This window comes from Duganella fentianensis, assembly GCF_964031615.1.
GTDB classification, from domain to species: domain Bacteria; phylum Pseudomonadota; class Gammaproteobacteria; order Burkholderiales; family Burkholderiaceae_D; genus Rugamonas; species Rugamonas fentianensis_A.
Window position 1 is genome coordinate 1 of record NZ_CAXIQN010000008.1, and the last position, 23,225, is coordinate 23,225.

Annotated in this window: 23 protein-coding genes and 1 tRNA gene; 12 read left to right on the forward strand and 12 right to left on the reverse strand. The window is 58.1% G+C overall.

The genetic code is table 11. The features are described 5' to 3' along the window. Window positions 1-304 precede the first annotated feature (304 nt). Window positions 305-1,081 (reverse strand): enoyl-CoA hydratase, encoded by a 777-nt coding sequence (locus tag ABNT42_RS04620; RefSeq protein WP_348694660.1) that lies wholly within the window; start codon window positions 1,079-1,081, stop codon window positions 305-307. 149 nt (window positions 1,082-1,230) lie between these two features. Here ABNT42_RS04620 and ABNT42_RS04625 point away from each other — a divergent pair, with 149 nt between their 5' ends. Further along, window positions 1,231-2,472 (forward strand): MFS transporter, encoded by a 1,242-nt coding sequence (locus ABNT42_RS04625; protein WP_348694662.1) that lies wholly within the window; start codon window positions 1,231-1,233, stop codon window positions 2,470-2,472. 9 nt (window positions 2,473-2,481) lie between these two features. Here the strand turns inward: ABNT42_RS04625 and ABNT42_RS04630 are convergent, their stop codons facing one another. Next, window positions 2,482-3,705, reverse strand: coding sequence for a murein transglycosylase A (locus tag ABNT42_RS04630; RefSeq protein ID WP_348694665.1), 1,224 nt, complete (start codon window positions 3,703-3,705; stop codon window positions 2,482-2,484). Between the two features lie 22 nt (window positions 3,706-3,727). On the opposite strand from ABNT42_RS04630, the gene ABNT42_RS04635 reads away from it, so the two are divergent. Beyond that, entirely contained in the window at window positions 3,728-3,853 is a 126-nt protein-coding gene (locus ABNT42_RS04635; protein ID WP_348694668.1) for a hypothetical protein, read from the forward strand. Between the two features lie 16 nt (window positions 3,854-3,869). On the opposite strand, the gene apaG is transcribed toward ABNT42_RS04635, so the two are convergent. Next, the gene (gene apaG, locus ABNT42_RS04640) at window positions 3,870-4,244 is read right to left on the reverse strand and encodes a Co2+/Mg2+ efflux protein ApaG (protein ID WP_348694670.1); all 375 of its coding nucleotides are present in this window, start codon (window positions 4,242-4,244) and stop codon (window positions 3,870-3,872) included. A 181-nt stretch (window positions 4,245-4,425) separates the two neighbouring features. On the opposite strand from apaG, the gene rpe reads away from it, so the two are divergent. From rpe to trpC, 6 genes are all read left to right on the forward strand, one after another. Further along, the gene (rpe, locus tag ABNT42_RS04645) at window positions 4,426-5,091 is read left to right on the forward strand and encodes a ribulose-phosphate 3-epimerase (protein WP_161040987.1); all 666 of its coding nucleotides are present in this window, start codon (window positions 4,426-4,428) and stop codon (window positions 5,089-5,091) included. A 2-nt stretch (window positions 5,092-5,093) separates the two neighbouring features. Beyond that, window positions 5,094-5,777, forward strand: coding sequence for a phosphoglycolate phosphatase (locus ABNT42_RS04650; protein WP_348694674.1), 684 nt, complete (start codon window positions 5,094-5,096; stop codon window positions 5,775-5,777). A 211-nt stretch (window positions 5,778-5,988) separates the two neighbouring features. Then, window positions 5,989-7,485: an anthranilate synthase component I gene (gene trpE, locus ABNT42_RS04655; RefSeq protein ID WP_348694676.1), complete on the forward strand. Its 1,497-nt coding sequence runs from the start codon at window positions 5,989-5,991 to the stop codon at window positions 7,483-7,485. 1 nt (window position 7,486) lies between these two features. Beyond that, window positions 7,487-8,050 carry an aminodeoxychorismate/anthranilate synthase component II gene (locus ABNT42_RS04660; protein WP_155436143.1) on the forward strand — a complete coding sequence of 188 codons (564 nt, stop codon included), beginning with the start codon at window positions 7,487-7,489 and terminating at the stop codon, window positions 8,048-8,050. Window positions 8,051-8,146: 96 nt separating this feature from the next. Then, window positions 8,147-9,184 carry an anthranilate phosphoribosyltransferase gene (gene trpD, locus ABNT42_RS04665; protein ID WP_348694678.1) on the forward strand — a complete coding sequence of 346 codons (1,038 nt, stop codon included), beginning with the start codon at window positions 8,147-8,149 and terminating at the stop codon, window positions 9,182-9,184. A 41-nt stretch (window positions 9,185-9,225) separates the two neighbouring features. Continuing rightward, entirely contained in the window at window positions 9,226-10,026 is an 801-nt protein-coding gene (gene trpC / locus ABNT42_RS04670; RefSeq protein ID WP_348694680.1) for an indole-3-glycerol phosphate synthase TrpC, read from the forward strand. On the opposite strand, the gene ABNT42_RS04675 is transcribed toward trpC, so the two are convergent. The 7 genes from ABNT42_RS04675 to ABNT42_RS04705 all read right to left on the reverse strand — a co-directional run bounded on the left by ABNT42_RS04675 (window position 10,023) and on the right by ABNT42_RS04705 (window position 18,459). Further along, window positions 10,023-11,243 (reverse strand): GGDEF domain-containing protein, encoded by a 1,221-nt coding sequence (locus ABNT42_RS04675; RefSeq protein WP_348694683.1) that lies wholly within the window; start codon window positions 11,241-11,243, stop codon window positions 10,023-10,025. The two genes, trpC and ABNT42_RS04675, sit on opposite strands and share 4 nt — an antisense overlap. Window positions 11,244-11,249: 6 nt before the next feature. Then, a complete protein-coding gene (locus ABNT42_RS04680) occupies window positions 11,250-13,070 on the reverse strand; it encodes a PDZ domain-containing protein (RefSeq protein WP_348694685.1) in 1,821 nt (606 codons plus the stop codon). Between the two features lie 12 nt (window positions 13,071-13,082). Beyond that, entirely contained in the window at window positions 13,083-13,649 is a 567-nt protein-coding gene (locus tag ABNT42_RS04685; protein WP_348695240.1) for a nucleotidyltransferase family protein, read from the reverse strand. Window positions 13,650-13,653: 4 nt separating this feature from the next. Continuing rightward, complete coding sequence (locus ABNT42_RS04690) at window positions 13,654-15,885, reverse strand: xanthine dehydrogenase family protein molybdopterin-binding subunit (protein ID WP_348694688.1); 2,232 nt, start codon at window positions 15,883-15,885, stop codon at window positions 13,654-13,656. Window positions 15,886-15,896: 11 nt separating this feature from the next. Then, entirely contained in the window at window positions 15,897-16,355 is a 459-nt protein-coding gene (locus ABNT42_RS04695; protein ID WP_155436148.1) for a (2Fe-2S)-binding protein, read from the reverse strand. Window positions 16,356-16,464: 109 nt separating this feature from the next. Then, the gene (locus tag ABNT42_RS04700) at window positions 16,465-17,190 is read right to left on the reverse strand and encodes a DsbC family protein (protein ID WP_348694692.1); all 726 of its coding nucleotides are present in this window, start codon (window positions 17,188-17,190) and stop codon (window positions 16,465-16,467) included. Window positions 17,191-17,238: 48 nt separating this feature from the next. Continuing rightward, window positions 17,239-18,459, reverse strand: coding sequence for an FAD-dependent monooxygenase (locus ABNT42_RS04705; RefSeq protein WP_348694694.1), 1,221 nt, complete (start codon window positions 18,457-18,459; stop codon window positions 17,239-17,241). A gap of 78 nt (window positions 18,460-18,537) precedes the next feature. Between ABNT42_RS04705 and ABNT42_RS04710 the strand changes: the two genes are divergently transcribed. After that, a tRNA-Phe gene (locus tag ABNT42_RS04710) sits at window positions 18,538-18,613 on the forward strand. 98 nt (window positions 18,614-18,711) lie between these two features. Here the strand turns inward: ABNT42_RS04710 and ABNT42_RS04715 are convergent. After that, window positions 18,712-19,467: a DUF2971 domain-containing protein gene (locus tag ABNT42_RS04715; RefSeq protein WP_348694696.1), complete on the reverse strand. Its 756-nt coding sequence runs from the start codon at window positions 19,465-19,467 to the stop codon at window positions 18,712-18,714. Window positions 19,468-19,479: 12 nt separating this feature from the next. Continuing rightward, the gene (locus tag ABNT42_RS04720; protein WP_348694699.1) at window positions 19,480-20,193 is read right to left on the reverse strand and encodes a hypothetical protein; all 714 of its coding nucleotides are present in this window, start codon (window positions 20,191-20,193) and stop codon (window positions 19,480-19,482) included. A 493-nt stretch (window positions 20,194-20,686) separates the two neighbouring features. Between ABNT42_RS04720 and ABNT42_RS04725 the strand changes: the two genes are divergently transcribed. Genes ABNT42_RS04725 through ABNT42_RS04735 form a run of 3 tightly spaced genes read left to right on the forward strand, consistent with a single transcriptional unit; the run spans window position 20,687 to window position 23,218 of the window. Then, on the forward strand, window positions 20,687-21,268 hold the full coding sequence (locus ABNT42_RS04725) for a hypothetical protein (protein WP_348694702.1): 582 nt from the start codon (window positions 20,687-20,689) through the stop codon (window positions 21,266-21,268). A gap of 33 nt (window positions 21,269-21,301) precedes the next feature. Next, window positions 21,302-22,468 carry a radical SAM protein gene (locus ABNT42_RS04730; protein ID WP_348694705.1) on the forward strand — a complete coding sequence of 389 codons (1,167 nt, stop codon included), beginning with the start codon at window positions 21,302-21,304 and terminating at the stop codon, window positions 22,466-22,468. Window positions 22,469-22,480: 12 nt separating this feature from the next. Further along, the gene (locus ABNT42_RS04735) at window positions 22,481-23,218 is read left to right on the forward strand and encodes a hypothetical protein (RefSeq protein WP_348694708.1); all 738 of its coding nucleotides are present in this window, start codon (window positions 22,481-22,483) and stop codon (window positions 23,216-23,218) included. Window positions 23,219-23,225: the final 7 nt, after the last annotated feature.

A 23,225-nucleotide genomic window follows, 5' to 3' on the forward strand; every position in this document is an offset into this window, starting at 1 on the left:
CGCTCACTCAAAATACTGACAGTTCGCTTCTTTTACGAAGCGTCCTATTTCATTTATTTCTTGTGAACATTTGATATTTTTTAAGTATCACGAAGACTAGCTTCGCGTGCACTTTCATCAAACGTCCACACTTATCGACTGTGAATTTTTAAAGAACTCTTTGGCACTACTTGCTGCGTTTCGACAAATCGTTTTGTTTGTCAGCAGCAGAGAAGCGAGATTATGCAGGGATTTCCGGAACTCGTCAACCCTCACTATGCAATTACTTGAATTACATAGTGAGAGGCTATCGGCATCCCGCTAATTACATGCCGTCGAAATTCGGCGCACGTTTTTCGAGGAAAGCATGCATGCCTTCTTTTTGAGCAGGCGTACCGAAAGCAGCCTGGAACAGGCGGCGCTCGTAATTCACGCCTTCCGTCAAAGTGGTTTCGAAGGCGCGGTTCACTGCATCCTTGATCATCATGGCTACCGAGGTTGGCATCGCGGCGATCTGCTTAGCAGCCGTCAGCACTTCTTCGATCAGTTTGTCCGCGGGTACTACGCGCGATACCAGACCGATGCGCTCGGCTTCAGCGGCGTCGATGGTACGTGCCGTTAGCAGCAGATCCATGGCCTTGGCTTTACCGATGGCGCGTGGCAGGCGCTGGGTGCCGCCCGCACCGGGAGTCACACCAACCTTGATTTCCGGCTGACCGAATTTGGCCGAATCGGCCGCAATCAGGAAATCGCACATCATGGCCAGTTCGCAACCACCACCTAGTGCATAACCGGCCACAGCGCCTACCACCGGCTTACGGATACGCAGGATGTGCTCCCAGTTGCGGGTAATGTAGTTGTCACGATAGGTATCTACATAGGTATAGTCCGCCATGGCAGCAATGTCGGCACCTGCAGCAAAGGCCTTCTCGCTACCCGTCAGCACGATACAGCCGATAGCAGGGTCGGCATCGAACTTCTGCAGAGCATCGCCCAACTCGTTCATCATGCGGTCATTCAAGGCATTCAGCGCCTTGGGACGATTCAAACGGATCAGTGCTACTTTTTCGTGCACCTCAACGATCAGGTCTTCATACTGCATAGCTGTCTCCTAGATGGTGGGAATTTACTCTGCGATTGTAGCGCCTAACCGTTGCACTGGTATCATAGTTTGATAGGCCTAGACTACCGGACGCTACCATTCTTCCCTCGCTAAATCGCAAAGTTCAAGATTATCTGGAGCGTGACGCCTTGCTACGCAATGGCAATTTCGTCCGCTACTGGATCAGCGCCATCCTCAACGACTTTGGTAGTTATATCAGTGCACTCGCCCTGCCCCTCTGTTCGGCCATCCTGCTGCATGCTACACCGTCCCAGATGGGCATACTGGGCGCCGCCGCTGCCATACCTTTCGCGTTGCTGGCCTTACCGGCCGGCGTATTCCTTGACCGACAACGCAAATTACCGGTACTGCTAGCCAGCAAAATGGTACAGGCGGCTGCGCTCGGCAGTATTCCGCTGGCCTACTGGCTGGGACGACTAAGCATAGAGTGGATGTATGTGGTCGCTCTACTCAATGGCTGCTGCTCACTGATAGGAGGCGGAGCGGAACAGATTTTTCTCACCAATCTGATAGGCCGCGAAAAGCTGATCGAAGCCCAGTCCAAATTTGCTGCAGTCGATTCCATCGCCCGCATCGTCGCGCCCGGCATTGCCGGTGTACTGGTTCAATGGCTGACGGCACCTTTTGCCGTGATCTTCAACGCACTGGGCTTTATTTTCTCTATTCTCATATTGCGCCGGCTGGATGCCAACGATCCCAAACCGGAACCTTCGCAGCAGCACATGCTGCACGATATACATGATGGCCTGCTATTCATCTGGCGCAACCCGCTGCTGCGCATGCTGGCATGGAGCGCGGGAGCATGGCACATGCTGTTCTATGGTTTTACCGCGCTGGGCGTATTGTTTGGCACGCGCGAGCTAGGTATGACGCCCGGCCTGCTCGGCATGGCCCAGATGATAGGCGGCGTGGGCGTGATGCTCAGCTCATTGCTACTGCGCCCATTGAACGCACGTTACGGCCTCGGCACCACGGTCTTGATAGGCATAGGTCTGACTGCCTGCGCATTCACGGCCATGCCCATGATCCCAGCCAACTTATTCGGCAGCCCTATCGCCAGCGCTGTTGCCAGCGCACTGGTTACCATGATGCTCGACTGCGGTGTGATGCTGTTCTTTATGCCCTATATGACATTGAGGCAAAAAGTTACACCGGATGCCTATCTGGGGCGCATGGTCTCCACCATGCGTTTCCTTACCGTGGCCAGCGCACCGGCCGGTGCACTGATAGGTGGCTATCTGGGCGAACACTATGGCATACGCACCGGCATGGCCTGCATGGCGGCGGGCGGCATCCTGCTTACCGTCGCCATGGCACTCAACCCCAACCTGAGAAAACCACCAGAGGCGCTGGCGACGGTGACACCCTGAACGGTCGACTTATTGCACCTGCTTGGGTAACAGCACCCAGACATTGCCGCGCTGCTTCATGCGGCCAGCGTTTTCCGCTGCCTCGGTGCCGAAGCCGAAGAAGTAGTCGACGCGGATAGCACCACGGATAGCACCGCCCGTATCCTGCGCCATTACCAGCCGCTGCAGCGGAATATCGCTGTTCGGCATGGTGGTCGAGAGGAATACGGGCGCGCCCAGCGGCAGTTGCGACGCGTCGATGGCAACCGAACGCGATGGCGTCAGCGGCACACCGAGCGCCCCTTTCGGGCCGATTTTCGGGTCCGGCAGGCGCTCCTCTTTGAAGAACACATAGCTGGGGTTCACATTGAACAGTTCCTGCATGCGGGTAGGATGACCAGCGATCCACGCCTTGATGCCCTGCGCCGAAGCCTGCTCCAGCGTCAGCTCGCCCTTCTCTACCAGATATTTGCCGATGGATTTGTACGGATGACCGTTCTGATCGGCATAGGCCACGCGCACGGTTTCCTTGCTATCAGTCAGCTGCACCCGCCCCGAACCCTGCACCTGCAGGAAGAACGATTCGACCGGATCATCCACCCACAGCAGTTCCTTGCCGGCGAAGTCGGCTTTTTCGATATCGGCGCGGGTGGCATACGGCACCAGCTTCTTGCCCACCAGCTTGCCGCGCAGGCGCATCCCTTTCAGTTCCGGATACACGCTGGCCAGATCGACCGTGATCATATCTTCCGGCACTTTATACAACGGAGTCTGATACGGGCCGCCCTTTTTGCGGGCACCGCGCAGCAGCGGTTCGTAGTAGCCGGTGACCAGCCCCTCATTAGAACCATCCGGCGCGATGACCTGATTGGGCTGCATGAACGCTTCAAAGAACGTGCGGATCGCCTTGTCATCGTTGCTATTCACGCTGCGGGCGATACTGCACGACTCCTTCCAGTTGGGCTGCTTCGCCAGCACGGCACAGGACGACATAAAAGCCGGCCAAGCGGCGCGCAGATCATCCTTTTCCCAGCCCGGCAGCGCGCTGAACGACGCTGGCACCAGCTGCATGACGGCCGGCTTGGCTGGCGCAGGCGCTGGAACCGGCGCTGGCGCAGGCTCCGGTACAGGGGCAGGCACAGGCGTGACCGGGGCGCGGCTGGTATCGGGCGGCAGCGGGGTCGAAGTACAGGCGGCCAAAGCCAGCGCGACGAGAGTGAGCGGAACAGGTAGACTACGACGTGTGGAGAACATAAGGACTGTTATGTGGATATTGATGATAGAAGCATGCGTGGCGTTTTTCCTGCTGGTGTTCATCGTCTGGTGGACCATGTATGCACCCAAGCCCAAGCCGCGCGACGATGAACCGCCAGCGCAGAACCAGCGCAATGATCAAAACTGATCAGCCCTGATCAGTATTAATGCAGGGTGCGCGGCAGCGACAGGACAAATTCAGGGATCGGCACTTCGAAGCGGTGACCGTCTTCGGCCACGCAGAAGTACTCGCCATACATGGAGCCCTGCGGCGTACGCAGGCCGGTACCGCTGGTGTACTCGAACTGCTCGCCCGGCTGCAGCAGCGGCTGATGGCCGACCACACCGAGGCCGCGCACTTCTTCCGTATGGTTGTTGGCATCCGTGATCACCCAGTGGCGCGAAATCAGCTGGGCTGCCACCTTACCCGTATTCTTGATCGTGATCGAGTAGGTGAACACGAAATTGGTACGCTCCGGATCAGACTGCTCGGGCAGATACTGGGTACGGACCGTCACCGTCATTGCATAAGTGGCCATTCAGATTCCTTAAATCGGGGCGAGTGCACTGGCACTCTCAGCAAGGTTGGCGATTGTATATCGCCAGACTGCCATTGCACCCCAAATCGCCCCCGTATGCAAGGACGGCGCGCCTGAAAACAGGCGCACAAGCGCCGTGCAGCGTAAAATAGCGCATCTTTTTTTAATGCAGGCCCATCCCATGTCCAATTTCCGCATCGCTCCCAGCATTCTGTCCGCCGACTTCGCCCGTCTGGGCGAGGAAGTGCGTAACGTCGTCAGCGCTGGCGCCGACATTATCCACTTCGACGTCATGGATAACCATTACGTACCTAACCTGACCATCGGCCCTATGGTGTGTCAGGCGATCCGTCCGCATGTGGACGTGCCGATCGACGTGCACCTGATGGTGAAACCGGTAGACCGCATCATCCCCGACTTTGCCAAAGCCGGTGCCAACATCATCACCTTCCATCCGGAAGCGTCCGAACACATCGACCGCAGCCTGCAACTGATCCGCGACCATGGCTGCAAAGCCGGTCTGGTATTCAATCCGGGTACGCCGCTGCACTATCTGGATCACGTGATGGACAAGATCGACATGATCCTGATTATGTCCGTCAATCCGGGCTTCGGCGGTCAGTCCTTCATCCCCGAAGCGCTGAAAAAGATCGCGCTGGCACGCCGCAAGATCGACGAGTCGGGCCGCGACATCATGCTGGAAGTCGATGGCGGCATCAAGATCGACAACATCGCCGCCGCTGCGGCAGCGGGTGCCGACACCTTCGTGGCCGGCTCGGCCATCTTCGGCCAGCCGGACTACAAGGCCGTGATCGACGCCATGCGCGCCAATCTGGCCAAGGTGTAAGCATGAGTGTGCTGGCAGGCGTACGCGCCGCAATCATCGACCTCGACGGCACCATGCTGGACACGATTCCCGACTTCCACGTCGCGATCAACAGCATGCGTGAAGAGCTGGGCCTCGCCCCGATCAGTCAGGAACAGATCACCCTGATGGTGGGCAAAGGCTCGGAAAACCTGATCCGCGCCGTACTGGCGCTGGATCTGGCAGCCGATCAGGTCGAGGCCAAGTTTGCCCAGGCGATGGACGCCTACCAGCGCCACTACTTACGCATCAATGGTCAATTCAGCAGCCTGTATCCCGAAGTGCTGGAAGGCCTGAGTGCGCTAAAACAACAAGGCCTGCGACTGGCCTGCGTGACCAATAAACCGATCAGTTTCACTACCCCGCTGCTGGCCGCCAAAGGCCTGAACAGCTATTTTGAGGTGGTGTATGGCGGCGATTCGCTGGCGCGTAAAAAACCCGATCCCCTGCCGTTGCAGACGGTCTGCGCCGATTTCGGCCTGCCGGCCGCGCAGGTAGTGGCCATCGGCGACTCGTCGAATGACGCGCAAGCCGCACGGGCAGCGGGTTGCCCCGTGCTGACCGTCCCTTACGGCTACAATCACGGAGAGGCTATACACACCATCGATTCCGATGGTATAGTAGACACGCTGCTATCCGCGGCAACTTTGATTCGTTCGCAAAATTAACCTTAGCTGAACCAACGCTGACCGTAATGTCTCTGTTCAAAAAACACCAAGTCAACCAAACCGGCGCGATTGAGGCCTGGCTTTGGCGACGCTGGCAATCCTGGCAAAACTAAGCCGAACTGATTGCTGTTGCGCTGCTGCGCGACAGGTTTTTTGAACCACCACCGCCTGTACCACATCCATCGCTCTACAGGCGGCATGGAGAACAGACATGACCGAACTCGAATTCAAATCGTTGGCCACCGACGGCTACAACCGCATCCCTCTGATCGCCGAAGCTTTTGCCGATCTCGAAACCCCGCTCACGCTATACCTGAAACTGGCCCAGACCCAGAACGCCGGCAAGAATACCTTCCTGCTGGAGTCGGTCGTGGGCGGCGAACGTTTCGGCCGCTACTCCTTCATCGGTCTGCCCGCCACTACGGTGCTGCGCACCTTCGGCCACCGCACCGAGATCGTCAAGAACGGTACGGTGATCGAGACGCACGAAGGCAATCCGCTCGACTTCATCGAGAGCTACCAGAAACGCTTCAAAGTGGCCCTGCGTCCCGGCATGCCGCGCTTCTGCGGCGGTCTGGCTGGCTACTTCGGCTACGACACGGTGCGCCATATCGAAAAGACGCTGGCCAACACCCAGCCGAAAGATGATCTGGGCCTGCCCGACATCCAGCTGATGGTGACGGAAGAACTGGCCGTGATCGACAACCTGTCCGGCAAACTGTATCTGATCGTGTATGCCGATCCGTCCCAGCCGGAAGCCTATTCCAAAGCCCGCCAGCGCCTGAAAGACCTGCGCATCATGCTGCGCCGTGGCGTCGATGCACCGGTTACCAGCGCTTCCGTGCGCACCGAAGCGATCCGCGAGTTCGCCAAGGAAGACTATCTGAAAGCTGTGGCCCGCGCCCACGAATACGTGATGGCCGGTGACCTGATGCAGGTGCAGATCGGACAGCGCATCCGCAAGCCGTATGTGGATTCGCCGCTCACGCTGTACCGCGCGCTGCGCTCGCTGAACCCGTCGCCGTATATGTACTTCTACAATTTCGGCGACATGCAGATTGTCGGGGCATCGCCGGAAATTCTGGTGCGTAACGAGACCCTGCCGGACGGCGAGAAGCGCGTGACGCTGCGCCCGATTGCCGGCACGCGTCCGCGCGGTTCGACGCCGGAACGCGATGCCGAACTGGCCACCGAACTGCTGGCCGATCCGAAAGAAATCGCCGAACATGTGATGCTGATCGATCTGGCGCGCAATGATCTGGGCCGCATCTCCGACATCGGCACGGTGAAAGTCACCGACCGTCTGGTGATCGAAAAGTATTCGCACGTACAGCACATCGTCTCCAACGTGGAAGGCAAGCTGAAATCCGGCCTGTCCAATCTGGACGTGCTGCGCGCCACCTTCCCGGCCGGCACGCTGACGGGCGCGCCGAAAGTACGCGCCATGGAAGTCATCGACGAACTGGAAATCTCCAAGCGCGGCATCTACGGCGGCGCTTGCGGCTACCTGTCCTTCGGCGGCGAAATGGACGTGGCGATTGCCATCCGTACCGGCGTGATCAAGGACGGCATGCTGTATGTGCAGGCCGCCGCCGGCATCGTCGCCGATTCGATACCGGAAATGGAATGGCAGGAAACTGAAAACAAGGCGCGCGCCGTACTGCGCGCTGCCGAACAAGTGCAAGATGGTCTGGATGGGGAGTTCTAAGATGCTGCTGATGATCGACAACTACGACTCCTTCACCTACAACATCGTGCAGTATTTCGGCGAACTGGGCGAAGACGTGCGGGTCTACCGCAACGACGAAATCACCATTGAGGAAATCGAAGCCCTCAATCCCGACCACATCTGCATCTCGCCGGGTCCTAAAGATCCGGCGCAGGCAGGCATCTCCATCGCAGTGCTCAAGCACTTCGCTGGCAAGAAACCGATACTGGGCGTGTGCCTCGGCCATCAGGCCATAGGCGAAGCCTTTGGCGGAAAAGTTATCCGCGCCAAGCAGGTCATGCATGGCAAAACCTCTCTCATCGCGCATACCGGCGTGGGCGTCTTCAAGAATCTGCCCTCGCCTTTCACAGTGATCCGCTATCACTCGCTGGCCATCGAACGCAGCTCGCTGCCGGCCTGCCTCGAAGTGACGGCATGGACCGACGACGGCGAAATCATGGGCGTGCGCCACAAGGAATACGACATCGAGGGCGTGCAGTTCCACCCCGAGTCCATCCTGTCGGAACACGGTCACGCACTGCTGAAAAACTTCCTGGTTCGTTAAGCCCAAGGCTGGCAGCGCGCTGCGTGCGCGCTCCTGCCTGCGCCTGCAAGGGCGCGTTTAACTGACTATCTGTGCCAAATTATTGCGAGGATTGCCATGCCTATCACCCATCAAGAAGCACTGCTGCGCTGCATTGAACACCGCGAGATTTTCCACGACGAGATGCTGCATCTGTTCCGCCAGATCATGTCCGGTGAAATGTCGCCCACCATGATCGCTGCCCTGACCATGGGCTTGCGCGTGAAAAAGGAAACCATAGGCGAGATCACCGCCGCCGCGCAGGTCATGCGCGAGTTCTCCACCAAAGTGCCGATGGCCGACACCCGCGGCCTGCTCGACATCGTCGGCACAGGCGGCGACGGTGCCCACACGTTCAACATCTCGACCGCTTCCATGTTCGTCGCCGCAGCTGCCGGCGCACGCGTGGCCAAACACGGCGGCCGCAGCGTTTCGTCCTCGTCCGGCAGTGCCGACGTGATCGAATCGCTGGGCGCCAACATCAATCTGAAACCGGAACAGATCGCCCAGTCCATCGCCCAGACGGGCATAGGCTTCATGTTCGCACCGAATCACCACGCCGCCATGAAGCACGCGGCACCGGTGCGGCGCGAACTGGGCGTGCGCACCATCTTCAATATTCTGGGCCCGCTGACCAACCCGGCCGGTGCGCCGAATATCCTGATGGGCGTATTCCACGCCGACCTCGTCGGTATTCAGGTGCGCGTACTGCAGCGCCTTGGCGCCCAGCATGCTCTGGTGGTGTATGGCCGCGACAATATGGATGAAGTGTCGCTGGGTGCCAGCACGCTGGTGGGTGAACTGGTCAACGGCGAAATCCGCGAATACGAAATTCATCCGGAAGACTTCGGCCTGCAGATGATCGCCAGCCGCAATCTGAAAGTGGCGGACGCGACCGAATCCAAAGCCAAGATGATGGAAGCGCTGCGCGGTGAACCGGGTGCGGCCTTCGATATCGTCGCGCTCAATTCTGCCACTGCGCTGTATGCCGCCGGGGTAGCCAGTTCGATCGAAGATGGTCTGGTGCGTGCGCGCGAAGCCATCACTTCCGGCGCCGCGATCAAGAAAATTGAACAGTTCGTGCAGGTCACGCAAACGCTGGGACAGTACAACTAGGCGCTACGCCCGCACCACACCAACTTACTCTGGTATCCAACATGTCCGACATACTCAATAAAATCCTCGCCGTCAAAGCACAGGAAGTGGCCGCTGCCAAACAGCAGCTCAGCTATGCCAGCCTGCGCGCCGAGGTAGAAGGTAATAACGAACTGCGCGCCGGTCTGCGCGGCTTCGAAGCCAGCCTGCGTAGCAAAATCGCCGCCGGCAAACCTGCCGTCATCAGCGAAATCAAGAAAGCCTCGCCGTCGAAAGGCGTGATCCGCGCCGATTTCCGTCCCGCCGACATCGCCGCCAGCTATGCCCAGCATGGCGCGGCCTGCCTGTCGGTGCTGACGGACGAGCAGTTCTTTCAGGGTTCGGTAGCCTATCTGCAGCAGGCCCGCGCGGCCTGCCAGTTGCCGGTACTGCGCAAGGATTTCATGATCGATCTGTACCAGATCTATGAAGCGCGCGCCATGGGTGCCGACGCCATTCTGCTGATCGTTTCGGCGCTCGATCACGGCCTGATGGCCGAGATGGAGGCCTGCGCGCATGAACTGGGTATGGGCGTGCTGGTAGAAACTCACGATGCAGCGGAACTCGATGCAGCGCTGCGCCTGAAGACGGCACTGGTAGGCATCAACAACCGCAACCTGCGCACCTTCGATGTGACGCTGGATACCACGCTGGGTCTGCTGGACCGCATCCCTGCCGAGAAAATCGTCATCACCGAATCGGGCATACTGGTGCCGGCTGATGTGGAGCGCATGCGCGCGGCCAACGTGCACAGCTTCCTCGTTGGCGAAGCGTTTATGCGCGCAGCCGATCCGGGCGCCGAACTAGCGCGCCTGTTCGACTAGGCTTTAGCTACCTGCACCTCTGGTGCAAGGACTGGCATTACCGGCGCCGCTGGCGCCGAGGTCACCACCGGCGCCGCGATCTCGATGCGATCGCGGCCACCATCCTTGGCGCGATACAGCGCCTGATCCGCCCGCAGCAACAAGCCATCCAGATTTTCCTCCGGACTGCTCTGACAGGCCACGCCTATGCTGACCGTGTACGCAGGCAGCCCATGCGCACCGGAAGCGCGCACCGCCTTGAGTATGCGTTCGGCTATCTGCAGCGCACGATCGAGTCCCGTTTCCGGCAGCAGTACGACGAATTCCTCGCCGCCGAAGCGGGCGATGTGATCGGACACGCGCAAGGCCTTGCCGATCAGCCCAGCCACTTCCACCAGCACGCGGTCACCGATGATGTGGCCATGCGTATCGTTGATCTTCTTGAAGTAATCCAGATCGATGCTCAGTACCGTCATCACCGTGAACTGGCGCCGCATCAGCCCCAGTTCCTTGGCATAGACATCGGCAAAGCCGCGCCGGTTCAGCACCTGCGTCAACGGGTCCAGCGTGGAACGGCGCTCCAGCAGCCCTTGCAGGCGGCGAGTCGACACGGTGTTGAAACTGACCGCCAGCAGCAGAATCATGAACTGCCCCAGCGCCAGATACAGGCTCTGGAACGGGCCGCTCACCATGATATTCGCCAGTTCGGAACCAAACAGCATGGCCAGTGTGCCGCGTGTGAACACCACTACCGACTGTAGACCCAGCAGCACATACAGGAAGCGGGTGGAGAAGTGCGGCTCGCCGTGGCGCCACACGATGATGGTGAGGTAGAAGTAATACACCGACACCAGATAGGAGAACACCGCTACCCGCGCACTGAAGCTGGGATCCCACACATGCCAGTAAGTCACGCCGGCCAGACAGAGCACCCACAGTAGCGAGAACAGCCACCATGAAGGCTTGAGGCCATAGAATTTCTGTGTACCGATCAGCGTCAGGCCGACACCGCAGACAAACGCCGAATTAGCCGTCAGCAGCACCACCAGATCGGGCACGCCCAACCGGTTGGAAGCAAACAGACCGGCCCCGGCCACCAGCATGAGCAGACTGCTAGCCCAGTAGTTGAGGCCTTTGATCTCGGGTGGATAGCTGTAATACGACGAAAACAGCACGATGCTCATGGCGATCGCCATCAGCACCGACATGAAGATCAGAGTAGCCGGATCGAGCAGCATAGCGGCTTATCCGTCCTGACTTGGACGTTGCGGTGTACCGGCCTTTTTGCCGGCAGCATCCAAGCTCAGACTGATGCCGGGCACACGGTCCCCCTGCAGGGTAAGGCTGAAGGTCATCAGTTCATCACGGCGGAACGCGTGCACGCTGATCTGCGAGCCGACGCCGTAACGCGACAGCAGCGCTTCCAGATTATTCGCCGTGACGCGCAGACCATCGATCGCCACCAGCACGTCGCCAGCCGACAGACCGGCACGGTGCGCCGCGCCGCCTTCATGCACGCTATTGAGTTTGCAGTCGTTGCCATCTTTGCCCGGATTCACGTCCAGACTAGGCTTGGCTGACTTGCGCTCGTCCGCGTACTTGACGCCGAACGGTGCCAGTAACTTGGCGAGCGGCAGGTCTTCCGTTCCGCGCACGTATTTGTCGAAGAACGGTTTGAAACGGCCGCCGCTGATTTCATCGAATAGAGCTTCCGCTTCGGCCGGCGTTACGCCACGGCCTGCGCCATGATAGAAGCTGGCGCCATAGCGCTGCCACAAAGTGCGCATCACGTCGTCGAGCGACTTTTTGCCGCCCGTCTTGGCGCGGATGCTGAGATCCAGCGCCAGCGCCACCAGCGAACCCTTGGTGTAGTAGCTGACGATGGCGTTCGGTGCATTCTCGTCCTGACGGTAGTACTTGCCCCATGCGTCGAAACTGGAATCGGCCACGCTCTGCTTGGTGCGGCCGCTACCGCGCAGCACACTGCCCACCGTCTTGGCTACCAGTTTGAAATAGGTCTGCTCGTTAATCAGGCCGGCGCGCACCAGCATCAGATCATCGTAGTAGCTGGTGAAGCCTTCGAATAACCACAGCAGCGGCGAGTAGTTCTCCACCTGCAGATTGTACGGTGCGAATACGGCCGGCTTGATGCGTTTGACGTTCCACGTGTGGAAGTACTCATGGCTGCACAGGCCCAGATACTGCAGATAGCCGTCGCTAATGTCCTTGCTGGCCGCTTTGGTGCTAGGCAGATCAGCACGGGCGCAGATCAGCGCCGTCGAAGCGCGGTGTTCCAGTCCGCCATAGCCATCGCCCACCGCCATGGTCATGAACACATAGCGGTTCATCGGTGCTTTACGGGTCTTCGGCTCGAAGAATGCAATCTGGGTTTCGCAGATTTTCTTCAGATCGGCGCTCAGGCGCGCCATGTCCAGATTCGGCACTTTGCCGGTAATCACGATATCGTGCGGGATACCGTGCGCCTTGAAGGTGGCCAGCGCAAAATCGCCCTGCTCGACCGGATGGTCGATCAGTTCATCATAGTCGCCTGCCACGTAGGTGCCATAGCCATAGCGTTTGGCCTTGAGTTCCGGCAGCGAGGTAGCCACGCGCCAGTTGCGCGCAGCCGGATCGGCCGGACGCTGGATATCCACCACATGCGGCAGGTTTTCCTGCCCCAGCACGCGCAGGAATACGCTAGTGCCGTTATAGAACGCATGGTTCTGGTCCAGATGGGCCGCGCGTACCGACAGATCCCATGCATAGACTTCGTAATGCACCGTCAGGCTGGCGCCACGGTCTTTCAGCGGCGCGGCCTGCCAGCTATGCTTATCGAGCTTGGTCAGCGCCACCGGCTGGCCGTTGGACTCGGCATGGATGCGCACGATATTGCGCGAAAATTCGCGGATCATATAGCTGCCCGGTATCCATGCCGGCAGCGCAAAAATCTGCCCGCCTTCGTCTGGCTGGGCCACCGTCAGCGTGACGCGGAACAGGTGCGCGGCCAGATCGTGGCCGATGATGCTGTAGGCGATCGCTGCTTTATTCTTGTTAGGTTTTTTCATGTGATTCCTTGATTACAAATCTGCGCGGGTGTCGATGTCGCGGATCACGCCCTCATCATCCACCACCAGTTCACTGACTGCGTGATTCTTTAAAATGGCGCGCGCGCCCTGATCGCCCTGTAGCGCCAGCAGCAATGGTAAATGATAGTCGCTGAATGCCACCGGATTGCCGCGCTGGCCCTGATACACGGGCGCCGCGATGCGGGCGCCACGGGCTACAGTGGCCAGCAGTTCGCGCATGGTCTGCGGCTGCACATACGGCATATCGCCCAGTGCAATCAGCCAGCCGTGCGCCTTGCTGGCGGCACGCAGCGCCAGCGTCAGACTCGCGGCCATGCCATCCTCAGCATTATCACAGACCAGCACCTCGCAACCAAGCTGCGCGAGCAGCTCCGCTACTGCCGTATCGCCACGGCGCACTACGGCCAGCACACGGGGTGCAGCCGCCAGCAGATTGCGCGCACTGGCTGCCACCACGGGTTCGCCAGTGGGCAGGGGCTGCAACAGCTTGTTCTGAACTCCGGACGGGTCAAACCGCTGCCCCCGTCCGGCGGCCAGCAAAACGCCGACCAGTGCCATGGAATCAGGCACTGGCGAGATCAAACGGCAGTTTGCGCAGACGCTTACCGGTTAGTTTGAACAGCGCATTGGCAAAGGCCGGCGCCAGCGGCGGCAGGCCCGGTTCACCCATGCCGGTAGGCGGGTCGTTCGAGGGCACGATGTGCACATCGATTACCGGCATATCCGTCATGCGTGCCAGCGTGTAGTCGCTGAAGTTCTGCTGCTCCACCACGCCATCTTTCAGCGTAATGGCGGCACCGGGCAAGGTCATGCCCAGCCCCATCAGCGCGGCGCCCTGAATCTGCGCTTCGATGGTGAGCGGATTCACCGCCTGATTGCAGTGCACGCCCGCAGTCACCTTGTGCAGCTTGGGCACACCGTTCTTCACCGACGCCACCACCACATAGGCAATCGCCGTGTTGAACGATTCATGCACGGCCACGCCCCATGCCTGCCCCTTCGGCAAAGCCTTCTTGCCATAACCGGATTTGGCCACGGCCAGATCGAGCGCAGCCAGATGGCGCTTGCCTTTCTCGCCGATCAGCTTCTTACGATAGGCCACCGGATCCATGCCGGCAGCGTGTGCCGCTTCATCGATCAGGGTTTCCATCACAAACGCCGTGTGGGTCGAGCCCACCGAGCGCCACCACAGCACCGGCACATTGGCCTTGACGGTATGCGCGCTCAGGTTGAGCGGTACCTCATATGGTTCACCCATGCCTTCCACCATGGTGGCATCGATGCCGTCCTTGACCATCATAGCCTCGAACGGCGTACCGCTGATAATCGACTGGCCAACGATCACATGGTCCCACGCGACGATGTTGCCCTTGTCATCCAGCCCCAGATCGGCGCGATGCACATGGGATGGACGGTAGTAGCCGCCCTTGATATCGTCCTCGCGGCTCCAGATCACTTTCACTGGTTCCGTCTTGCCGGCCGCACGCCAGACTTTGGCCACGTTGACGGCTTCCACCAGATAATCCGAGCTAGGCACGGCACGGCGGCCGAAGCCGCCACCGGCCATCATGGTATTCAGCACCACCTGCTCCGGCTTCAGACCGGCGGTCGCCGCAATCGCGCCCTGATCGATGGTCTGGAACTGCGAACCGGCCCACACCGTGCAGCCATCGGCACGCAGATCGACCACGCAGTTGAGCGGTTCCATCGGCGTATGCGCCAGATAAGGGAACTCGTAGACGGCCGAGATTTTTTTCGCTGCGCCGGCCAGCTTGGAGGTATCGGCCTTGCGTGCCGGTTTGCCGGCCTGCTGCGCCAGCGCCTTGTAGCTGGCCATCTGCGCGCTGCTGCTGACTTTTTCGACAGCGCTGGTATCCCATTCGATCACCAGCGCGTCGCGCCCCATCTTGGCCGGCCAGTAGCCATCGGCGATGACGACTACACCGTTACCGCCACGGTCGGTGCTAACCGGCAGCACTTCAATCACACCCTTGATCGCCTTGGCCTTGCTGGCATCGAATTTGGCCACCTTGGCGCCGAACACGGGCGGACGAGCCACCACCGCCACCTTGCTATTGGGCGCCTTGAAGTCCATGCCGAACTGCTGCTTGCCGTTAGATTTGACAGCCGCATCGAGCCGCTTCATAGGCTTGCCGATGAACTGGAAATCCTTGGGATCTTTCAGCTTGACGCTGGCCGGTACTGGCTGGCGCATGGCGGCATCGGCCATGCTGCCATAGCTGGCCTTCTGTCCCGCTGGCCCCAGCAGCATGCTGCGCGAAGTGCGTACCTGCTCGGCCGGCACCTTCCACTGCTCGGCTGCCGCGGCAATCAGCATGGCGCGCGCACGCGCGCCGATTTCGCGGTACTGGATATACGAGTGGGCGATACTGCCCGAACCACCGGTAATCTGGATACCGAACGCAGGGTCTTTGTACTGGTTGCCGGCCGGTGCCAGTGCGCCGTTCACTTTCGACCAGTCGGCATCGAGTTCTTCGGCGATCAGCATGGGCAGCGAAGTCTGCACACCCTGACCGAATTCCAGCCGGTTCACCTGCACGGTAACGCGGTTATCGGTACTGATATGCAGGAAAGCGTTAGGCTGATACACCTTGGCCTGCGCCTGCTGCGCCTGCGCGAAGCGGCCGCCGGTGGGCAGGAAGAAGCCCAGCACCAGACCACCGCCCGCCACGGCACCCGCCTTCATGAAGCCGCGGCGCGAAACCCCGCCCGCTGCCTCGACATTTTTCGGAGTGTCCACCTGCGTTTCCTGCTGCATCCATTCGATACGCATGACGATCTCCTTTAGGCGATGGATTTAGCGGCATCCTTGATGGCCGCACGAATACGCTGATAGGTGCCACAGCGGCAGATGTTGCCACTCATAGCGTTGTCGATGTCGGCATCGGACGGCGCTTTATTGGTGCGCAGAAGCGCCGTGGCGCTCATGATCTGGCCACTCTGGCAGTAGCCGCACTGCGGCACATCGAGCTTGACCCATGCAGCCTGCACGGCCTTGCCCACCTTATCATTTTCCATCGCTTCGATGGTGGTGATCTTCTGGCCCACGGCGGCCGAAATCGGCGTTACGCAGGAGCGGATAGGCTGTCCACCCAGATGCACGGTGCAGGCGCCGCACAGCGCCGCGCCGCAACCGAACTTGGTGCCGGTCAGATTCAGATTATCACGCAGCGCCCACAAAATCGGCGTCGATGGATCTGCGTCCACCTGCATGTCTTTGCCATTGATGTTCAAGGTAATCATACGAGTCTCCTGTCGGTGCTGCGGTTGCACGTCACTAGAACTAAACTTGGGTTGAACAACGAGGACAACGTAGTCCGGGCCACAGAACTGCGGCCCGGGATATGACGCTTTACTGCTTAATCTTGGCCAGCTTCTCTTCCAGCATTTTGCTATCGATCGCGCCCGGCACACGGCTACCGTCAGCGAAGAAGATCGCTGGCGTACCGTTCACGCCCAGCTTGCGGCCCAGTTCCAGCACTTCGTCGTTAGGCGCAACGCAGTTGGCCGATGCAGGGGCGGCAGGCTTGTTACGGATCATCCAGTCATCCCATGCCTGGCTACGGTCCAGCGAGCACCAGATGTTCTTCGACTTGACGAAGGAATCCTCGGCCAGAATGTTGTACATGAAGGTGTAGATCGTAACGTTGTCGGTATCCTTCAGCGTGGTCTGACGGAAGCGCTTGCAGTAGCCGCAGTTCGGATCTTCGAACACGGCGATCACGCGTTTACCATCACCCTTGACGGTCTTGATGGCCTTGTCCAGCGGCAGATCGGAGAATTTGATACGGTTGATTTCATCCAGCCGTTCCTTGGTCAGATCGGTGCTGGTGACCAGATTGAACACGTGACCGGAGAACAGATAGGTCGCCGTCTTGTCGGTGTACAGAATGTCGGTGCCGACCCGTACTTCGTACAGGCCGGCGTAAGGGGTTTCCTTAACCGAATCGACCTTCACATTGGTGCCCAGACGGGGCTCCACCAGTTTGCGGATGGCTTCGGTCGACGGCGTTTCAGCGCTCACACAACCGGCCATCAGCGCCGACATCAACAGCAAACCCAGCTTACTCATACTCATAACTTCTCCGGTAACAACAGACAGACCCGCAGCGAGACCGCTAAACGACTATTTTCCCAGCGCGTGGGAAATCAGCAGACGCTTCACCGCGGGCAATTTATCCAGCAAGTTTAATCCGAAATTGCGCGCCACGCGCAGCGGCTCGATATTTGCCCCGAATAGCCGCGCCAGACCGTCCGTGGTCAGCTGCATCAGCAACACATCTTCCTTGCGCGCGCGGGCATAGCGGGCCAGTACGCGCTCGTCGCCGAGGCTGCGCTGCGGCTCGCGCTCGCTCAGGGTTTTGACCAACTGCGCCACATCGGCAAAGCCCAGATTCATGCCGTGGCCGGCCATCGGGTGCACCACGTGGGCGGCATCGCCCACCAGCGCCACCCGCTGCGCCACCATGGAATGGGGGCGGATCAGGCGCAGGGGGAAGTCACGTACCAGCTCCGGCTGCAGCGGTGTCAGCGCACCGAGCTTTTCCTGCGCATACACGGCCAACCGCGCGGCAATCTGCGCGGCCGACTCGCTACGCAGGGTATCGGCCAGCGCATCGGGCGCCGACCAAACCAGCGACACCTGATTGCCGGGCAGCGGCAACAGCGCCACGATGCCGTCCACACCCGTGAACCACTGGTAGGCAGCGCCATGGTGCGGCAGCTCGCAGGCAAAGTTGGAAACCACGGCGCGCTGGTTGTAGCTGCGGTAGTCAAAGCCGATATCGCACTGACCACGCACCCACGACTGGGCACCGTCGGCGCCCACCACTAGCTGCGACTTGATGCAACTGCCGCTCTGAAGTTGCACTGTGGCACTATCCTGCGTCTGCAACAGGGCGGTGGCACAGCCTTCCACCTGCTGCACATTCTGCGCAAAGCGCAGCGCGGCATCGAGTGCCTGCGCAATATTGCGGTCTTCCATGATCCATGCCAGCGTATCGGTACGCGCACCGTAGGCGTCGAACCCGAGGCCACCCGCCTGTGCGCCATCGCCCTGTACGATCATGGCATCCACCGGTGCGACCCGGCTGGCATCGAGCGCTCCCCACACTTTAAGCGAAGTTAGCAGACGATAGGCGGTGTGATTGAGCGCGTAAACGCGGGCATCCCAGCCCGGATCGGAACCCGCCGGCGCCGGTGGCGGCGAAGGCGGACCCAGCAGAGTCACGCTGAAACCGGCCTGGGCGAGGCCCAGCGCAGTCGTCTTGGCAATTGCGCCATTGCCAACGATACAGATATCACTCTCGATCACGCGCAGCGCAGCGGTGGAAGCTGGAATATTCATGCAATCATTATAGCGGTTAGCATCGCCAGAAAAGGGAGACTTGCGCTTCTCTGCAAGTCTGCTATAATGCTGCCTCTTGGCCTGGTAGCTCAGTTGGTAGAGCAGAGGATTGAAAATCCTTGTGTCGGTGGTTCGATTCCGCCCCGGGCCACCAAGAACATACCTCACGAAACGCCAACCCATGCAGGTTGGCGTTGTCGCTTCTGGACTTCGCAGTCCTTGGCTCCGGTCTATTTCAGGTCCGCAGCACCATCAGCATTCATCAATTATTTTAATCTCAAATTTAAGTGGATTCCTCTTAGCTCGCCTAAATGAAACATTACGGCCAGCCAGAATGCTTCGAATTGCCAACTCGTCATGCTCAGGTAACAGCTCGCCAAATACTATTTCCCGCAAGGCATCAGCATGGTGCTGATATAGCCCGTGACCGGACCAAGCGTAAGGAAGGACAGTATCCGCGCTTGGAGGTACAACTATACGACACTCATCCTCATGCTCAAACGCTATCGACTTAGTCGCAAACATCCTCCTCCACTCTTTACTTTTCGAATCTAAATCACCGTCTATCAACACTGGCACGTTGACTGGTGCCGCACGCGCTCCCAAATAATGCACATCATAAACAAAGCGCCAACGCGGTGTGCATTCATCATTATTGGGACTAACAGGCTCCATCGTCTCCAATAAACGCTTTAGGTCATAGCCGACTGTGAATCCTCTCAAGCCGCTACCGTAATAAGACCACATCGCGAGATTTTTTGGCGATCGGCATAAGCACAAAATCCCGGCCTCACGCAACTCGCGCATCAATACTGTCTGACTAAAATCAGTGTCATCCAACCCTATTACCAACTCGAACGGATCGTTAAAATTAACTGGTTTGGAGAAATAAACTTGATTCAGAATCAGCGAACACAAAGAGTAATGATTCACTTCACGATACTTGTACATTACCGCATTAGCGGTGAAATTTTCTTGTGGGATGAAAACCGTGTAGTTAATATCCATATCTCCACTCGATTATTCGAGAAGACTTAGCACTTTGTATGTCACACTGGTATTTCCAGCCTCCAAAATTTCAAAACGCGCCCCTTTGTAGCCAACAATGCGCCCTTGTGTCAGGTCATATTTTAGTTCTTGAGAGAACGCAGGCCTCGCAAGGGCATCCTTAAATTCGCGATAGACAAATGTTACGGTGTTCTGAGAAATACCACTGTAAACGAGTTCACGGCGGAAACTCTCTGGAGTGAAATGGATGATTTCCTTCGGAGCATACGTGATCGGCGTGACCCCGTACTTATAGCCATTGGCAAAGTGATAAATGACCGCCGGGCGATTCTTATCATGAGGTACGAAAACGCCTGCGCGCTCACCTACCGGAACCGATTGGCCCAACATCGAATAATCGGCATTTCCTTGAAAATACTCCCCCTCCGGACTACTCGAATGTAGCTCAAACTCTCCAGCCATGATCCTCGTCGTACCTGGCGGGTTGACCGATTCGGTCACAGCACTTGCTACCGAGATTCCCCGAATGCGGGAAATATATTCTTTTGAGATTATCGACTCACCGATCTCGACCGTTCCCACCCGATTAAGCTCTGGCGAATGGCGCACGGCAATAGTCGCATGAGCCTGTCGCGCAGGAGGCGCAACTGCAGCGCAGCCGCTCAAAGTAGCTACGAGCATCAGGGATGCGAATACATTACTTTTCTGCTGAAAGCGAACAAACATGGACTGAGTTCCTGTGATCAAGGTTGACAAGATAACTATAGTAGTGCAAATGTAGTGCAAATGCTAATCCTCGACAATGATTCAATGAAGTTGACGGAATATCATCTTGCGAAAACCGACATCGACACCTACTTCTCGCATATATTATTTTGAAGGTTGATACCAGCCAAAGCCCAAGCCCGAACAAGGTCTTGGGCTTTTTTCATTCCTAGATAGAAAGAGCAATCCATACATGACAAACACCACAGCAAAACCAACTCTGCCGTTACCGGCTAAAAATGCTCCGGCCAGCGCACTCACCGCGCGTAGCAGCACAACAAACACGAATGTCCTCAAGCAAGCACTAATGCCCCGCAGCTTAGACGTGGACTTCTCTCTGAAGTACCGCCGCTAATTACAAGCAATCGATCAAGCCAGAAAATCAATCCCCATGACTTTGCGTCATGGGGATTTTTTCTATCCAAATCAGCTACATAGATCAATGGAGAAACACATGACCAAGCCCCCGACCAAGGACACTTCCGCCACAACCAGTGAAGTCCAGCCCGCCTCCGAAGCAGCACTACAGGAGGGAATCAATGAACAATCGTACTGGCTCATAAAAGAAGGCATGGCAGCGAAGCTCGGTGCGCGTGCCGAAGGCAGCATCCACTATCAGGTTCTCGCAGATGCTGATCGCCAGCAGCTCTACATCGCTATCACCGCCAACGAAAGCGGCGGCTACTTCAGCCGGGAGCGGGTTCCAGTAGACCAAATCGAAAAGTGCCTCACAGCGACGCCTAGCAAGCCCTTCCCATCAAAGACATTCAAAGATGCGTTTGTCGGCAAGAGCAGCAATAACGCCGGGTTCATGACCGCCATCTTACGCAGCGAAGGTCTGCTTGGCGCAGCACCCGAAGCAGAAACTCAGCACGTGATCGTCGGCGACCTCGACGCTTGGAAATCCAAGCTGCTGACCGAACAGGGAACTCCAATTACCCTACCAGAAAAAGGCAATAGCAAAACAGTACCCGACGCCGGACCGGCACCAGACACCGCAAAAACGCTGACTCTGCCGCGCAAAAAATCGGCATAGCGCTCACTCCCACTAGCTCCCGAAGGAACTCCAATGAAACAACCACGCCAGAACTTCACGATCATCGTGAACTGGAAAAAGAAGGGCTTCGGGTGCGCCAAGGCCTGCTCATACTGTAACTGGCGCGATTCGCCACTACTTCCCCACGGCGGACAATCAGAAGAAGAGATAACCACCTTCATCAATAAATGTGATAAATCGTTTATCACGATTAGCGGCGGAGCCGATCCACTATACAGATTCGAGGAATACAGTCCCCAGTTACTAGCGATGATTCAAACCATCAAGAAACATGGCTACAAGGTCAGGATCATCACCCGCGAAATCCAGCACATCGCCAATCTCAAAGGCATCGTCGATTACGTCTCGATCTCGCTGGACGCCGACGTGCTGGAAGCGCTCGGGCGCTACCAGCACGAATGGCATGGGATAGACATCGAATACTCGTTGGTCCTGCCGCCACTACCCAGTCCCGACATCCTCGCGCTAAAGCCCCAGTATTTCGCACTATATTGCCAGCTGGGTCAGCGGCTGGTACTACGCGAAAACCTCAACAGCATCTATCCGCTCGACCTCGGCAAGCTGGTGTTCGGCCACAGCGGTATCGTGTTCGTATCCAAGGCGCTCTGCCTGTCTAGCCGATACCTCTCCACCGTGGACTGTGTTGGTCATGACATCGTGCAGGATACTGAGCGGCTAGCACATTACCTCATGAACGAACCACACCTGTACCTGTTCGGCGGATTCACGAAGCACCTGCTCTCGCCTCGGGTACATCCCGAATTTACTGACATCGACCTGATCGCCCTGAGCCCTGACGTATTGCGGATTCTAGAAGATCAATTCGCCTACACCTTCAAGGATGTATCGCAATCGGCTAGCAGCTACCCGCGCTACTTCCTCGGTAAATCAGAAAGAGCGGGGAAAACCATCCAGCTGATCCTGATGCACACCCCAGCCGACGCAATGAAGTTTATCGCTGGCGCGCAGTACGACGCAGATCGCGTCAGCTACAGCGCAGGCCGATTCCACTTCGACAGCACCGTCGGCGAGCAGGTAGTACGAAACGCCATCCAGACTAAGCAGGCTAGCCGGATCAATGACGATAGGGATCTCAGCCTATTCAGCCTCAATCGCCCTCTCGTGGAGCAGCGGCACAAACTCAAGCTGCTACGCAAAGGCTATACCATCAATGAATAAAGGATAAGCACCATGCAGGCCACCATCTACGTCAGCGCCGAAGCCATGGCGACCGTTAACGCCATCTCTAATCTGGACTACTATGATCGCGTCAGTCTGGGTGACGATCCCGCCACCGATCTGAATACATCGCCGGGATACTATCTCAACACCAACGCCCTCCACCTTGCAGAACTACCCGTTGATGCTGATGTCGCTATCCACATCACGCCAGCAGACCCTGCGCTATTCGGTCGGCACGTCAGCATTCCCGCCAATCTGCGTGGCCCGATCTTCTCGGGCGCTCCGAACCTGCCACTCGGTTATGCCGAGAAAATCGCCCATTGGTCGCCGCTTACGCCAACGGCCCATCATCGCGGAGCGGTCTACTACCAGAACGTCCTCAACGCCTACTGCGTCAACCTGACCGACAGCGACGAAGAGGGCGGCGCTACTGCCGGGAACGGCATCAGCGACGCCTGCGATATCCTGCTCAGTGACGGCATCGTCGTAGTCATCACTGGACTGGCTGAGACCATAGCGAACATGGCCTCCAATCAGTATATTGCGCTCACTATTCCTATCAATACCAATATGCTGGGCATTGAACTGGATGGCTTCCGGACAGCACAAGAGTACCTTGCTGATCCCGTCCAGCAAACGGAAACGCTCTACCTACGCGTATCTGACGTACAGGTATCGCCTGACGCTGACATGATTATCATTTCAGCAATAAGAAGCGAACTAGCCGACTACGGGTACACGTATTAAATGTGAC

What these genes read in the sequence shown, in the direction of transcription:
- ABNT42_RS04700 (WP_348694692.1), bottom strand. Translation starts at nt 17,190, where the DNA reads ATGAGTATGAGTAAGCTGGGTTTGCTGTTGATGTCGGCGCTGATGGCC.
- trpE (WP_348694676.1), top strand. Translation starts at nt 5,989, where the DNA reads ATGACCGAACTCGAATTCAAATCGTTGGCCACCGACGGCTACAACCGC.
- ABNT42_RS04675 (WP_348694683.1), bottom strand. Translation starts at nt 11,243, where the DNA reads ATGCTGCTCGATCCGGCTACTCTGATCTTCATGTCGGTGCTGATGGCG.
- ABNT42_RS04730 (WP_348694705.1), top strand. Translation starts at nt 21,302, where the DNA reads ATGAAACAACCACGCCAGAACTTCACGATCATCGTGAACTGGAAAAAG.
- ABNT42_RS04680 (WP_348694685.1), bottom strand. Translation starts at nt 13,070, where the DNA reads ATGAAAAAACCTAACAAGAATAAAGCAGCGATCGCCTACAGCATCATC.
- ABNT42_RS04725 (WP_348694702.1), top strand. Translation starts at nt 20,687, where the DNA reads ATGACCAAGCCCCCGACCAAGGACACTTCCGCCACAACCAGTGAAGTC.
- ABNT42_RS04735 (WP_348694708.1), top strand. Translation starts at nt 22,481, where the DNA reads ATGCAGGCCACCATCTACGTCAGCGCCGAAGCCATGGCGACCGTTAAC.
- apaG (WP_348694670.1), bottom strand. Translation starts at nt 4,244, where the DNA reads ATGGCCACTTATGCAATGACGGTGACGGTCCGTACCCAGTATCTGCCC.
- ABNT42_RS04630 (WP_348694665.1), bottom strand. Translation starts at nt 3,705, where the DNA reads ATGTTCTCCACACGTCGTAGTCTACCTGTTCCGCTCACTCTCGTCGCG.
- trpD (WP_348694678.1), top strand. Translation starts at nt 8,147, where the DNA reads ATGCCTATCACCCATCAAGAAGCACTGCTGCGCTGCATTGAACACCGC.
- ABNT42_RS04715 (WP_348694696.1), bottom strand. Translation starts at nt 19,467, where the DNA reads ATGGATATTAACTACACGGTTTTCATCCCACAAGAAAATTTCACCGCT.
- ABNT42_RS04720 (WP_348694699.1), bottom strand. Translation starts at nt 20,193, where the DNA reads ATGTTTGTTCGCTTTCAGCAGAAAAGTAATGTATTCGCATCCCTGATG.
- ABNT42_RS04635 (WP_348694668.1), top strand. Translation starts at nt 3,728, where the DNA reads ATGATAGAAGCATGCGTGGCGTTTTTCCTGCTGGTGTTCATCGTCTGG.
- ABNT42_RS04690 (WP_348694688.1), bottom strand. Translation starts at nt 15,885, where the DNA reads ATGCGTATCGAATGGATGCAGCAGGAAACGCAGGTGGACACTCCGAAA.
- ABNT42_RS04695 (WP_155436148.1), bottom strand. Translation starts at nt 16,355, where the DNA reads ATGATTACCTTGAACATCAATGGCAAAGACATGCAGGTGGACGCAGAT.
- rpe (WP_161040987.1), top strand. Translation starts at nt 4,426, where the DNA reads ATGTCCAATTTCCGCATCGCTCCCAGCATTCTGTCCGCCGACTTCGCC.
- ABNT42_RS04650 (WP_348694674.1), top strand. Translation starts at nt 5,094, where the DNA reads ATGAGTGTGCTGGCAGGCGTACGCGCCGCAATCATCGACCTCGACGGC.
- trpC (WP_348694680.1), top strand. Translation starts at nt 9,226, where the DNA reads ATGTCCGACATACTCAATAAAATCCTCGCCGTCAAAGCACAGGAAGTG.
- ABNT42_RS04620 (WP_348694660.1), bottom strand. Translation starts at nt 1,081, where the DNA reads ATGCAGTATGAAGACCTGATCGTTGAGGTGCACGAAAAAGTAGCACTG.
- ABNT42_RS04660 (WP_155436143.1), top strand. Translation starts at nt 7,487, where the DNA reads ATGCTGCTGATGATCGACAACTACGACTCCTTCACCTACAACATCGTG.
- ABNT42_RS04705 (WP_348694694.1), bottom strand. Translation starts at nt 18,459, where the DNA reads ATGAATATTCCAGCTTCCACCGCTGCGCTGCGCGTGATCGAGAGTGAT.
- ABNT42_RS04685 (WP_348695240.1), bottom strand. Translation starts at nt 13,649, where the DNA reads ATGGCACTGGTCGGCGTTTTGCTGGCCGCCGGACGGGGGCAGCGGTTT.